Origin of the sequence: Fischerella sp., from assembly GCF_013388695.1 — a bacterium.
In the GTDB taxonomy this organism is placed as follows: Bacteria; Cyanobacteriota; Cyanobacteriia; order Cyanobacteriales; family Nostocaceae; genus PCC9605.
Genome location: NZ_JACAEU010000031.1, coordinates 48,752 through 62,629, shown reverse-complemented (window position 1 = coordinate 62,629; position 13,878 = coordinate 48,752). Strand labels below are relative to the sequence as shown.

Here is a 13,878-nt window from a genome sequence, read left to right as displayed (position 1 = left end):
CCTTCCCATGACCTCTTTTATTATCCGGGCATTCCTCACCCTCTTTGTCGTTCTCGATCCGATTGGGTTAGTGCCCATTTTTATGACCCTGGCTGGAGAGTATGCGCCTAAAGTACAAATGCGAATTATTCGTCAGGCAGTTTTGGTCGCAGGGGGAATTTTATTAGTTTTTGCATTGTTTGGGAATAACTTGCTGCGCTATCTAGGCATCAGTGTTGAAGCTTTTCAGGTAGCAGCCGGAATTTTATTGTTAAAAATTGCGATCGATATGGTGTTTGCCCAGCATCAGCGGGAAACCAAAGCAGAAGAATCCGAAGCCCAAGCCCGGACAGATATCAGTATTTTTCCATTGGGTACTCCTTTAATAGCCGGGCCAGGTGCCCTAGCCAGCATTTTAGTCTTGCAGGGAGAGGCGGCAATCTATCCCTTCGGTACGGCGATCGTCTTAGCTATTACTATGTTTGTGTTGTTGCTGCTCTATGGTTTCTTGGCGATCGCTCAAACCCTGACTCAATGGCTAGGACGGACTGGAATTAATGTGATTTCCAGAGTGTTGGGAATTTTACTCGCCGCGTTGGCAGTGCAGTATATTGCAGATGGTATCCTTACCTTAATCAAAAAAACATTTCTTTAAATTAACCTAGTTGCCTTATGTCTTAATGCCTTGGCGGTAAAAGTTGTCTTTTAAACCACCAAGGCACTAAGACACAAAGGTAAAAATAACCTCTTTCATCTAGATTGAGGTGTTTATATACTTCAGACCCTGATTCTGGGCTATCTCGATTGAATTTAATTTACTGCATAGGCTGCTTGCAGCGCCCAAATAATTAGAGCTGCAATTCCTCCCAAAACTAGCACGGTGGAAATAGTGACTGCTTTTGGAGAATCTGCACCCTCAAATTTCATGATGCCTCGGTTCAAATCGGACATAGATTTGTAATCCCCTTTTAATTGCAGTGCTAATTTGTCGGTTCTGATTGTAGTCTTTTAGTTCGCAACTGATGCAACGTAACTAATATTATTTTGTTTAAGCTTTGCAAAGTTGGCATCATCACAATTACTTAAGCTAAACGAAATATTATCTACTTTTATACATTACTTACGGTTAATTATTTAAATTAAGTATAATATGTAACAAGATTGATAATAGTTATTTGTTGGTAGTTGATGGTTATTGGTTGGCTGTTCCAAGTTTTTCCAACCAACAAACAACCACCAACAATATATTGATTTAAAGGTGTTTGCAAGTGAAAGAGGTACTGGTAATAATTTTAGCGGTAGTTGTCAGCTTATTTGTAGTGATTGAAATTGGACTGCGATCGCTTTTTGGTTTTGGTAATCCCCTAATTTATATTGCTGATGAGCAAATTGGCTATTTGTTAGCTCCCAACCAGCGCACCCGTCGCTATGGCAATCGCATTGAGATTAATCAGTATTCTATGCGAGGTGAAGCAATACAGCAGACACCTTCATCCTCTACTCTGCGCGTATTGCTGTTGGGAGACTCAATCGCTAATGGTGGCTGGTGGACAGACCAAGATCGTACAATTTCTAGTCTGATGCAGCGCTCTCTAGTATCGGCAAATATTAGTAATTATCGGCAAGTAGAAGTGCTAAATGCTTCAGCTAACTCTTGGGGGCCAAGAAATGAACTAGCTTATTTACACCGATTTGGTAATTTTCACGCGCAAGTAGTGGTGTTACTAATTAATACAGATGACTTATTTGCGACTGCTCCCACATCTTTGCCAGTGGGACGCGATCGCAACTATCCAGACCGAAAACCGCCTTTAGCATTGGTAGAAGTGTTTCAGCGCTATGTCAAAAAGCCGAAACCGATACCAGAAATGCAAGCAGTACAAAAAGAAGGTGGCGATCGCGTGGGTGTAAATTTAGAAGCAATTGGTAAAATTCAAACATTCACGCATCAAAATAACAGCCAATTTTTACTAGTCATGACTCCTTTAGCGCGTGAAATTGGTTCACCTGGCCCCCGCGATTATGAAATTAAAGCACGTCAGCGCCTGACTGAATTCACTAAAACGCAGCAAATTAGTTATATAGATTTTTTGCCGCTATTTAACGCCACCAAAGACCCAAAATCCTTATACCAAGACCACATCCACCTCAACTTGCAAGGAAATCAACTAGTGAGTAAGGCGATCGAGCAAAAGTTGGTTGAGTTATTGGAGCAAAAAATACCACAAAGTAGTTATTAAGTTATGAGGTTGTTTGAAAAGTTGCTGGTGGTACATCAAGCGATTTTCGATTCCCCATTATCCCCTTCCCAAGGGGAATAATGGGGGTCTGCAAACCTTGCAAGCGTCACGAGTAATCTGAAAACACGCTCTAACCTACCCTATAATCTGCACACGTCTGCGTTATTGGCAAGGTAAACTGTTTGAGTTAAGCCACGCTTTTGTTAACAACATAGTCCTATGCCACATTTTTTATTAGAAGTTGGTACAGAAGAATTACCTGCAAGTTTTTTGAGTAGCGCTGTTGCACAGTGGAAGTCACTGATTCCCAAAAGTCTGGCTGAAAATAACCTCAACAGTGATGCTGTAGAAGTTTACGGTACACCTCGGCGTCTGGCGGTACTGATCAAAGGTTTACCATCCAAGCAAGCAGACCGAGAAGAAGAAGTTAAAGGCCCGCCTGCACAAGCAGCTTTTAAAGATGGCAAACCGACACCAGCCGCGCAAGGTTTTGCCAAAAAGCAAGGTGTGGAACTTGATGCTTTACAAGTCCGCGCCACCGATAAAGGGGATTTTGTATTTGTACAGAAAGTCATCCCCGGTCGCAGTGTAGCAGAAATTTTGACAGAACTTGTTCCCCAGTGGATTTTGAGTTTAGAAGGTAAGCGCCTAATGCGCTGGGGTGATGGAGATTTGCGGTTTTCTCGCCCTATCCGTTGGTTGGTGACTTTATTAGATGATGCGGTGCTGCCGATAGAATTAGTAAATGGGTCTGAGACTATTAAGAGCGATCGCATTTCTCAAGGTCATCGCGTTTTACATCCACAACCAGTCACAATTCCCCAAGCTACTGATTATGTCGCTGTACTGCGCTTGGCATCGGTTGTTGTTAATGTCGAGGAACGCGCAAATATTATCACCCAGGAAGTTAAAGAATCTGCCCAAAAGTTAAATGGGTATGCAGAAATTTACCCAGATTTATTAGAGGAAGTTACGAATCTGGTCGAATGGCCTTCAGCTGTAATTGGTGAGTTTGAAAGCGAATTTTTGAACTTGCCAGTAGAAGTAATTACTACTGTCATGGTGCATCACCAGCGTTATTTTCCTGTATTTAAAGCCAGTAACCATCAACAATTACTGCCGTTTTTTATCACTATTTCCAATGGCGATCCAGCCAAAGCAGATATCATTGCTGTTGGTAATGCTAGAGTCATTCGTGCCCGTTTAGCTGATGGTAAGTTTTTCTATGATGCCGATTTAAAAAATCCTTTGGATAGTTTTTTACCACAGTTAGCGAAGGTAACTTTCCAAGAAGATTTAGGTTCTTTGTTAGACAAAGTTGGGCGCGTCTCCAAAATTGCTACGCAGATTGCCCAACAACTGCAATTAAGCGAAGAAGAAAGCCATAATGTTCACCGCGCTGCTTTACTGTGCAAGGCTGATTTGGTGAGTCAAATGGTATATGAATTCCCAGAATTGCAGGGAATAATGGGACAAAAATATGCCTTGGCAAGTGGAGAACCAGAAGCAGTAGCGACGGCAATTTTTGAACATTATTTGCCACGAGGTGCAGATGATATTTTACCCCAAACAATTACAGGTCAAGTTGTTGGTTTGGCAGACAGACTAGATACATTAGTAAGTATCTTTGGTTTGGGGATGATTCCCACCGGTTCTTCTGACCCCTTTGCTTTGCGACGGGCAGCAAATGCTGTAATTAACATTACATGGGCAGCAGATTTAGCTATTAATTTACAGCAGCTATTAGAGCAAATTGCCACAGATTTTGTTGCAGAACATGACAAAAATCAAACAGAATTAGTTAATACTTTGCAAGAATTTTTCTTGCAACGCATCCGTACCTTGCTGCAAGAAGAAAAACAGATAGATTACGACTTGGTCAATGCTGTCTTGGGAGAAAATGACCCAGAGTATGCAGAAAGAGCGTTACAAGATTTATTGGATGTGCGCGATCGCGCTTTATTCCTGCAACAAATCCGCAACGATGGTACGTTAGATAAAATCTACGAAACCGTCAACCGTTCTGCACGTTTGGCAGCGCAGGGAGATTTAGATACCAAACAGCTTGACCCCACCACTGCGGTTAGTCCGGAACTCTTCCAAAAGCCATCTGAGGCAGCTTTTTATCATGCTTTAGTAGATTTATTACCACACACGCAAGCAGCACAGCGATCGCGAAATTATCAACAGTTAGTAGCAGCCCTAGAAAAAATTGCTCCCACGGTGAGTAACTTTTTTGACGGACCAGAAAGTGTTTTGGTCATAGACCCCGATCCCCAAATCAAGCGCAACAGGCTACATTTACTTGGTTTGCTTCGTAACCATGCCCGAGTTTTGGCAGACTTTGGCGCAGTTGTCAAAAATTTATAGCCCAAGTCTATAAAAAGAATGGTGTCAATTGTGCCAAGACACGCTACGATAAATTGTGCTTAACCAGGGACTTCTGCTACAGTCTATGCCCAAAGCTCATGTAATTGGATTAGGAAAGTCCGGTGTTGCGGCGGCGAGATTGTTGAAACGGCAAGGTTGGCAGGTGGTGCTAAGCGATCGCAACACCACCGAAAACCTCCGTCAACAACAACAAGAACTCGCAGCCGAACAAATTGCTGTTGAACTGGGATATTCCCTGGACTTGAATAGTTCAGATGTACCCCAGTTAATAGTTGTTAGTCCCGGTGTTCCTTGGGATATTCCCGTATTAGTCCAAGCACGAGAATTGGGTATAGAAACTATCGGGGAAATGGAACTTGCATGGCGGCATCTACAATCCATACCTTGGGTGGCAATTACTGGCACCAACGGTAAAACCACCACTACTTCCCTTATTGCTGCCATTTTTCAAACAGCAGGATTTAACGCTCCAGCCTGCGGTAACATTGGCTACGCTGCCTGCGAAGTCGCTTTGTCGTCAAAGCCTCCTGAATGGGTAATTGCAGAGATTAGCAGCTATCAAATCGAATCTTCTAACTCTGTGAAACCACGTATTGGTGTGTGGACAACCTTCACGCCCGATCACCTCAGCCGCCATAAAACATTAGATAATTACTACAATATCAAAGCCCAATTGCTACGACAGTGTGAAATACAAGTGTTCAATGGCGATGATACTTACTTAAACAAACTTGGTTTGAGTCATTGGCCCGATGCCTATTGGACAAGTGTTAAAGGTAAAGATTACCTAATTGGGGAGAAAGGCTATTACATAGAAGATGATTGGGTTGTAGAGACGTTGCATGCAACGTCTCTACAGAAAGACGAACCCATCGTGAAAGTATCTGCATTGCGGATGGTGGGAGAACACAACCAGCAAAATTTATTAATGTCAGTTGCAGCAGCGCGGTTGGCAGGAATTGATAAAACTGCGATTTCTCGCGCTATCAGCGAATTTCCCGGCGTTCCCCATCGCTTGGAACACATTTGTAATTGGGAAGGTATTGATTTTATCAACGACAGCAAAGCCACTAATTACGACGCTGCTGAAGTGGGATTAGCATCGGTGAAAAGCCCAGTAATTTTAATTGCAGGTGGCGAAGCCAAAGCTGGCGATGATACTGGCTGGATGGCACAAATTAAAGCCAAAGCCGCCGCAGTTTTACTTATCGGTAATGCAGCCCCCGCCTTTGCCCAGCGCCTGCAAGAAGTGGGATATGCCAATTACGAAATTGTAGAAACAATGGATCGGGCTGTTTCTAAGTCGGCAGAATTAGCTAAACAGTATCAAGCACCTGTAGTGTTGCTTTCGCCTGCTTGTGCAAGTTTTGACCAGTATCCTAACTTTGAAGTGCGAGGCGACCATTTCCGACAGTTGTGCTTAGAATGGGTGGGAAAAAGTTAAAATACTTTGTGTCTTTGTGCCTTAGTGGTTAAAAAATCTTGAACCACCAAGACACAAAGCTTGCCCTTGAGCATAGCGAAGGGACACCAAGTTTGGTAATGCCGAATTAGAAATTTTTAACTTTTAATTCTAGTGCTTTACTCTTACCAGGATTCATTAACCCATATGGGTCAACCATCTCCTTGAATTTTAATTGCTCTGGGTCGATAACTTTCCTGCCGCCATCTTCAATAATGTAAGTGTGGGGATTGGCAATAAACACACCTTGTTCTTCGTGATCGCGGATAATTTCGTTTAGGCGTTCTTCTGTGGTGTAACGTACGAGTTGCAAAGCAGCGGGAATTGCTGTACCGTTCACCCGAATAAATTCCAAATGCATCATCACTTCATCTCCATAGTGATGATACATATGCTCTACCAATTGTAGAGACGTTGCATGCAACGTCTCTACATTAGCAGGGAAGATACTTTGCAAGTAGGTGATGGAGGTATCGACAGTGCGGGCGTGTAAGGTGGTATGGTTCCAAGTGAATTCTAATAGATTCGCACTTTTTCCAGCTGCTTGTGCAGGTTGTTGATATGTAATCTTGCCACCGTGTTGTTGTACTAATCCAGGCAATAATTCTAAACTCGGTTCAGCAATTAATAATAAAGCAGCGTGAGTGCCATCGGGGATGTACTGCCGTAGGGGAGTAAAATATTGAGGTATGGGAGATGCAAAGATACCAATCTCTTTTTTAATCATGCCATCGGCATTGGCTAAAGCTTGCCCAAATCTTGCCGCTGCCATAAACTCATCGAAAGTAACAATTACCTCTGCCCAAGGATAAGCTGGCCCGAGGGGAATTTCTACTTCGGTGATAATGCCGTTAATACCCCAAGCATGGTTTACCTTTTGCACATCGTCGCCGCGCAATTCAATCAAGCGTGGTTCATCTTCCAACGTCACGACTCGCAGTGCTAAAAGATTACCGCGATCGCCTAACAATCCATATTGTATAGACCCAATTCCCCCACTCCCACCAGCTACAAATCCGGCAATTGTTGCTGTGCGGTAAGTAGAAGGTGCCATCCGCATTTCCCAGCCAATTTCCCGTGCTTTTTTATCTAGTGCTGCCAACTTCACTCCCGCTTCAACTCGTGCTACGCCTGGCTTGATCCAACGGATCTCCTGCATCCGTGTCATATCAAGAATTACGCCACCGTGTAGCGGTACGCATTGCCCATAATTTCCCGTTCCCGCACCTCGTACTGTTACGGGGACTCGGTACTTAGCGCAGCTGGCTGCAACTTTTAATACTTCTTGCTCGTTGGCAGGACGTATAACTATATCTCCTACTTTTCCCGTATAATGCCATAATACAGCAAAACACGCAATATTATTAAACTGTAAGCTCTAAATGAGCATTGCTAAACATAGATAAATTCTAATCAAACGTATAGATTTTCATTAATACTAAAATCTACACATAATAAATTTATTTTTGAGTAGTGACTATTAGCAAACACCAACTACTGTAAGCCCCTACTTTTATTTGATGAGATTTAATACCCCTGAATATGTTAATTGAAAATAGTTATTCCATCAATTTGGAGAACATCTACCGCAAAAGTTAGGGCTGAATTTACACGAGGGGTAGCCTGTCAATGCGTAAGATGTACAATAAGGGAAAGTTGTAATTTCGTATTTAGCTTTTCGCGAAGTAGAAGCAGTCTGTAATGGTCGATTACGTTTAGTTTTTGGATTGGTAATGATACCTAAAAGTCTGGGAAAGATTAGGCAGGCAACTGTGCTAAATAATGTCAGCAATGTAGCATCTATACGACCCATAGGTAATCACCTGTTCCCTTTTCATTAATTTTAGATAATAGGCGTCTGCTGTTTTTAGTTGGCAGAAAAACTTATTTAAACCAACTAAAAACAAAGTTCGCACTAGTTGCAACTTCAGAAGGCTCTAGCTCTTGTTGAGAATGATGCAAGATGCAAGTTTAAACCAACTAAAAACAAACTTAGCATTGCTTTTTGTCTATACTACTTAATCATAATATAGATTTTTTTATATATGTACATAAAATCCTCAAAGTTTCTTGAGACAAAAAGAATTTTGTCCATTCAGGTTTGGTCTTTTAGCCGGATCGCAGCATAAGCTGGAAACATCACTCACTGAATTACTGAGGCTGTGGTGTTATGTCAAAAACTCCTGTGAAAAATTCTTTTCTTGCCAACATAACTGAACGAGAGCTACAAGCAATAAAGCATTTGCCTGATTACTCAAGCGTGGAGTCACTACCAGAAATATGGCCTTTGGTAGCACAACGATTTGGTAATATTGTTGCTCTGCACAATCCCCATGCTCAACCAGAAATAGTTCTGACTTATACTCAGCTGTGCCAACAAATTCAACTATTTGCAACTGGATTGCAGGCTTTGGGAGTACAAGCGGGCGATCGCATTTCTCTGATTTCCGATAATTCTCCCCGCTGGTTGATTGCCGATCAGGGTATTATGACGGCTGGGGCTGTGGATGCGGTGCGTAGTTCCCAAGCAGAACGGGAAGAACTCCTCTATATTGTGGCTAACAGTGGCAGCACGGCGCTAGTAGTGGAAGATTTAAAGACATTCAAGAAACTGCGCGATCGCCTTGACGATTTGCCGATTAAATTAGTCATCTTGCTTTCTGATGAAGCACCACCAGAAGCAGATACCTTGAAGGTGTATTCCTTTGCTCAGTTAATGGAAATTGCGGCTAAACACACTTTACAACCAGTCAAGCGCAGCCGCGACGATCTTGCCACCCTCATTTATACTTCTGGTACTACGGGTAAACCCAAGGGCGTGATGCTCAGCCATCGCAACTTGATGCACCAAATCGTCGCCATACCAGCAGTAGTGCAACCACAGGGAGGAGATATTGTCCTGAGTATTCTCCCTACCTGGCACAGCTATGAGCGGAGTTGCGAGTATTTCTTGCTTTCTCTAGGTTGCACGCAAATTTATACTAACTTGCGTTCGATCAAGCAGGATTTAAAAGAATTTAGACCGCATTACATGGTAGCTGTACCGCGTCTTTTAGAATCTATTTACGAAGGAGTGCAAAAGCAGTTTCGCGAACAACCTGCTTCTCGCCAACGCCTAATTAAATTCTTTCTCGGTATCAGCGAGAAATACATTCAAGCACGGCGGACAGTCGAAGGTTTAGATTTACAGAACCTGAATCCTTCCATAGTTGAGCGCTTGACAGCTAGTACACAAGCTGCGGCTTTGTCACCCCTACACGCTTTAGGAGAAAAATTAGTCTACAACAAAGTTAGGGAAGCAACAGGAGGAAGAGTTAAGCAAATGATTAGCGGTGGTGGTGCGCTTCCCAAGCACGTAGATGACTTTTTTGAAATTATTGGTGTAGAGATTTTAGTTGGCTATGGCTTGACCGAAACTTCCCCTGTCACCCATGCACGGCGTTATTGGCGGAATTTGCGCGGTTCGGCTGGGCAACCAATACCAGGTACAGAAACTAAAATAGTCGATTCTGAGACTCGCAAGGAGTTACCACCTGGGGAAAAGGGTTTGGTGTTGCTGCGAGGGCCGCAAATTATGCAAGGTTATTACCAAAATCCAGAAGCAACAGCCAAAGCAATTGATTCTGAAGGCTGGTTTGACAGTGGTGACTTGGGTTGGGTAACACCGCAAAATGACTTGGTTCTGACCGGACGAGCCAAGGATACGATTGTATTAACGAATGGGGAAAATATCGAACCGCAACCGATAGAGGATGCTTGTTTGCGATCGCCCTACATAGATCAAATCATGCTTGTTGGGCAAGACCAAAAAAGTCTGGGTGCTTTAATTGTCCCCAATCTGGAAGCCTTAGAAAAATGGGCAGCAAGTCAGAATCTGCAACTGTGTATAGAGGACGACAAAGTGGCCTCGGCAACCAGTCAAAAAATAAACCTGGAGAGTAAAATAATCCAGGATTTGTTTCGGCAAGAATTGAATCGGGAAGTGCAAAACCGTCCTGGCTATCGACCAGATGATCGCATCGGTCGGTTCAAGCTGATTCTAGAGCCGTTTTCCATTGAAAATGGCATGATGACGCAAAAGCTAAGCATTAAACGACATGTCGTGATGGAACGCTATCGCGATATTATTAACGGGATGTTTGCCCAATAAGTCCACTGCAAACCAGAAAGTTAACGTAAACCCTTTATGGATGTCTCCAAGCCTCAACTGCTTTTAAAACGCATTGTCAATATCAAAGCCATTGTCACTCCTCTTTGGAAAGAGGAAGTACAGCAGCAATTACAAGCGCAGATCAATCAAACCGACCAGCAATTGCAACAGTTGGACATCCAAGGACAGCGGGCGATCGCAGAAATTCAAAAGCAAAATCTGCAACCGCCCGGTCCTCAAGCCCTCCAACAAATTGAGAATATTCAATTCCAGGTCAATCAAAAGAAAAGCGAACTGCTAGAGCAGAAAAATCAAAGTCTGCAAAACCTCCAGCAAGTACAGATGCTTGAGTTAGACCAAGAAGTCAACCAATTTCAGATGGAAGGCTTTTTCCGAGTAGAACCGGGGGATAACTTAATTAGTAAAATGCAGGTCGAGGTTGTGCTACGCGATGGTGTTGTAGAAGAAATTCGCGGCGATATCTAGGCTTAATTATAGCTTGATGGGGCGCTCTAACTGCCCTCACCTACAATACTTGTCATATCTACTATCGGCTTTTATCGGTGAGGGGTATGCTAAAAAGCTCCTCACACCACACGTGGTTACTCCTCACTGCTTCTTTGTGCTGATAGCTGCTTTGAACATCTATTGACAGGTAATCATTGCCAAATCTTTCCTGCCGTTTCTCAACAGACATTGTTCCTGGGAACCAGCCCAAACAATTTGCCACAAAGGGGGTGAACTAGCAAGCAGCGATCGCCCAAATGATGTCAACTCAACTCGATACTTAACAGCCCTTGTAGCATTTTTTCTCTCCTTTGTTTGCACGATCGTTACAAACGCTTGATTTGGTTGCGGATAAAATACCTCTACCTTGCGCGTTCCTCGCTCTGGTACACTATCGTCAAAGGCATCAAGGGCGAGGGCAGCCGGATCGCTACCTTGGAGAACTGACTTAATACTACCAAGTGGTATAGCTTTATACCTAGCCCGCTCCGGATTTGCCATCACTTCTTGAGCTGAAGCCACAGCAGCGGAGTGCCGCTGTGGTAGATTGTTATTGGCAATTGGCGCAGATTGCTGGCGATTAGCAATATAAACTCCAGCGGCAGCGGTGGCAAAGATACTCAGTATCAAAATTACCAAAATCTTCAACTTTGCCGGCATAAAAAATTAACAAGCACTTTCAAGCAGTTTAGTTAATCAAATTTGAATTTTAAATTGAAGTATGACTCTAGTTCCTCCTTCTTTTGAGTAATTGTTCTGATGTAACTAGCCGTGATAAGAAATACAAATTAATAGACCATCAGGCAATAGAATAGTTCCTCGCGTCTCTGGTCAAGATACAATTCGATCTGACACAAGCTGTTAAATTTTACAAGATTATCGATTCGCCCTCCCTATGAGCATTCACGAAATATTCATGCCCGCACTTAGTTCCACCATGACCGAAGGTAAAATTGTCTCTTGGGTGAAATCGACCGGGGACAAAGTGGAAAAAGGCGAAACAGTGGTGGTTGTCGAGTCAGATAAGGCAGATATGGATGTGGAATCCTTTTATGAAGGATATTTAGCCCACATCATTGTACAAGCTGGTGAAACCGCGCCCGTGGGAGCAGCGATCGCTCTGTTGGCAGAAACCGAAGCCGAAATTGAAACAGCGAAGTCTCAAGCCCAAGGCGCTGGTGCTGCTAAAGCTGAAACTGCTGCTGCTCCCAGACAAACGGCAGATACAGCCGCAGTCGCAACACCTGTCTTGGCGACTCAAAACGGCTCTAATCATCGTTCCGGGCGAATCGTGGCTTCACCCCGCGCCCGCAAATTAGCCAAGGAACTGAAAGTTGATTTGAGTAACATTTCTGGCAGTGGCCCCTACGGCCGCATCGTCGCTGAAGACATAGAAGCAGCAGTTGGCAAAGCTAGCCCACAACCGACTACAGCAACCCCAGTAACACCGCCACCAGCCGCTGCCCCAGTCGCACCAGCTGCCCAACCAACACCCGCTGCCATGCCAGCAGTTGCGGCTGTTCCAGGTCAAGTAGTGCCTCTTACTACCTTGCAAAATGCCGTGGCGCGGAATATGGTTGCCAGCTTATCCGTGCCTGTAATCCATGTGGGTTACACCATTACCACTGATGCATTAGACCAGCTTTATAAACAGATTAAATCCAAGGGTGTGACAATGACCGCGCTACTAGCAAAAGCCGTAGCGGTGACATTGCAAAAACACCCCCTGATCAATGCCAACTATTCAGACCAAGGAATTGTCTATCCTTCTAGCATCAATATTGCTGTAGCAGTAGCAATGGATGACGGAGGATTGATTACTCCTGTTTTACAAAATGCCGATCAATTGGATATCTATTCTCTATCTCGCACTTGGAAGTCTTTAGTAGATCGCGCCAGAGCCAAAAAACTACAACCAGAAGAGTACAGCACTGGTACATTTACAATATCGAATTTAGGCATGTTTGGCGTAGACAGATTTGATGCGATTCTACCCCCCGGACAAGGTTCAATAATAGCGATCGGGGCATCTCGACCGCAAGTAGTAGCAACAGCCGATGGCATGTTTGGTGTTAAGCAACAAATGCAGGTAAACATTACCTGTGACCACCGCATTATTTATGGTGCTCCCGCAGCCGCATTCTTGCAAGATTTAGCGAAATTGATTGAGACCAATCCTCAATCTTTAACCATGTAAGTGAAAATACTACTTTAATAACCAATTTTAAGACTTGGAGTTTGCATCCTCCAAGTCTTTTTCAATGCCTGCGTATCCCATCGCAAAAAACTCTGCGAACCTCTGCGGAACCCTCTGCGAACCTCTGCGTTTAAAAAATATAATATTACTTAAATACTGCCTATATTTGCCGTTGACATTGCTACTTCGCTAGCGCGATCTTGCCTTTGCTTCACTTGGTTGGTAGCAAAATGCTTATCAATAAGTGCAGGAACTTGTGTAGCTTGAATGTGACTGTAGCGGGTTTTATCAGGCATAACTAAATTAGGCCCTGCCTTGCAGTTTTTCATGCAACCAGTCGCTTTGATAGTCACCTGATCTTCTAAACCGCGATCGCTCAACGCTGATTGTAAAGCTTGACACATAGCCTTACCACCACGCTTCATGCAATCAGACTTTTGACATACCAAAATGGTAGCGACTTTAGTTGGTTGTGGTTTGGCGTCAGTAATTGATGTGGTGATAGGGAGATGGGGTGGTGGGGAGGAAGAATTTCTTTCACTTTCCCACTCTCCCAACGCCAGGTGCTTTATGCCGGAGAACCCTTTCGGCAGTCGCTCATGGGGGGAACCCCCAAGACCGCGCTGCCTCACCACCGCACTGGCTCCTCTTCCCCTCTCCGAAGACGCCGCCATGACTCGCTCAGCTTTTAACTTAAGCGTACCTGTTTTGCGATCGTATTTTTTTTCACCTACAACTTGCAGCCAAGTACCTGGTGATAAACGCCAATCAAAAGCTATCCGTAAATGTTTAGCTAGCTTGATGTAACACTCTCCCTCAGAAGTCGCCAGCATTAAACCTTTGAGTTTATAACCATCTTTGATAACAAAATCGAGGAACCTCCCCTCAAGACAAAATGCGGTTGTTTCAGTTTCATGGGAATTACTCATTGCCTTGACCTATTTTTTACAAA

At 43.7% G+C, this 13,878-nt stretch carries 10 protein-coding genes and 1 pseudogene; 7 read left to right on the top strand and 4 right to left on the bottom strand.

Annotated elements, in window-relative coordinates:
* Window positions 1-7: 7 nt before the first annotated feature.
* Window positions 8-634, top strand: a complete 627-nt coding sequence (locus tag HXY43_RS05610) for a MarC family protein (protein WP_290880979.1) — start codon at window positions 8-10, stop codon at window positions 632-634.
* A gap of 155 nt (window positions 635-789) precedes the next feature.
* On the opposite strand, the gene HXY43_RS05605 is transcribed toward HXY43_RS05610, so the two are convergent.
* Window positions 790-930, bottom strand: a complete 141-nt coding sequence (locus HXY43_RS05605) for a hypothetical protein (protein ID WP_290880976.1) — start codon at window positions 928-930, stop codon at window positions 790-792.
* 317 nt (window positions 931-1,247) lie between these two features.
* Here HXY43_RS05605 and HXY43_RS05600 point away from each other — a divergent pair, with 317 nt between their 5' ends.
* From HXY43_RS05600 to murD, 3 genes are all read left to right on the top strand, one after another.
* The gene (locus HXY43_RS05600) at window positions 1,248-2,219 is read left to right on the top strand and encodes an SGNH/GDSL hydrolase family protein (protein ID WP_290880973.1); all 972 of its coding nucleotides are present in this window, start codon (window positions 1,248-1,250) and stop codon (window positions 2,217-2,219) included.
* 219 nt (window positions 2,220-2,438) lie between these two features.
* Window positions 2,439-4,589, top strand: coding sequence for a glycine--tRNA ligase subunit beta (gene glyS / locus HXY43_RS05595; RefSeq protein ID WP_290880971.1), 2,151 nt, complete (start codon window positions 2,439-2,441; stop codon window positions 4,587-4,589).
* Window positions 4,590-4,674: 85 nt separating this feature from the next.
* Window positions 4,675-6,054 (top strand): UDP-N-acetylmuramoyl-L-alanine--D-glutamate ligase, encoded by a 1,380-nt coding sequence (gene murD / locus HXY43_RS05590; protein WP_290880968.1) that lies wholly within the window; start codon window positions 4,675-4,677, stop codon window positions 6,052-6,054.
* A gap of 106 nt (window positions 6,055-6,160) precedes the next feature.
* Here murD and HXY43_RS05585 read toward each other — a convergent pair.
* Window positions 6,161-7,399, bottom strand: a pseudogene (locus tag HXY43_RS05585) (FAD-binding oxidoreductase); the annotation flags it as partial.
* A gap of 843 nt (window positions 7,400-8,242) precedes the next feature.
* On the opposite strand from HXY43_RS05585, the gene HXY43_RS05580 reads away from it, so the two are divergent.
* Both HXY43_RS05580 and HXY43_RS05575 read left to right on the top strand, forming a co-directional pair.
* On the top strand, window positions 8,243-10,222 hold the full coding sequence (locus tag HXY43_RS05580; protein ID WP_290880965.1) for a long-chain fatty acid--CoA ligase: 1,980 nt from the start codon (window positions 8,243-8,245) through the stop codon (window positions 10,220-10,222).
* Window positions 10,223-10,258: 36 nt separating this feature from the next.
* Window positions 10,259-10,708, top strand: coding sequence for a YlqD family protein (locus HXY43_RS05575; protein ID WP_026732498.1), 450 nt, complete (start codon window positions 10,259-10,261; stop codon window positions 10,706-10,708).
* 159 nt (window positions 10,709-10,867) lie between these two features.
* Here the strand turns inward: HXY43_RS05575 and HXY43_RS05570 are convergent, their stop codons facing one another.
* Window positions 10,868-11,389: a hypothetical protein gene (locus HXY43_RS05570; RefSeq protein ID WP_290880963.1), complete on the bottom strand. Its 522-nt coding sequence runs from the start codon at window positions 11,387-11,389 to the stop codon at window positions 10,868-10,870.
* Between the two features lie 235 nt (window positions 11,390-11,624).
* On the opposite strand from HXY43_RS05570, the gene HXY43_RS05565 reads away from it, so the two are divergent.
* The gene (locus tag HXY43_RS05565; RefSeq protein ID WP_290880960.1) at window positions 11,625-12,926 is read left to right on the top strand and encodes a dihydrolipoamide acetyltransferase family protein; all 1,302 of its coding nucleotides are present in this window, start codon (window positions 11,625-11,627) and stop codon (window positions 12,924-12,926) included.
* A 149-nt stretch (window positions 12,927-13,075) separates the two neighbouring features.
* Here HXY43_RS05565 and HXY43_RS05560 read toward each other — a convergent pair whose 3' ends face one another.
* Window positions 13,076-13,855: a (2Fe-2S) ferredoxin domain-containing protein gene (locus tag HXY43_RS05560; RefSeq protein ID WP_290880958.1), complete on the bottom strand. Its 780-nt coding sequence runs from the start codon at window positions 13,853-13,855 to the stop codon at window positions 13,076-13,078.
* Window positions 13,856-13,878: the final 23 nt, after the last annotated feature.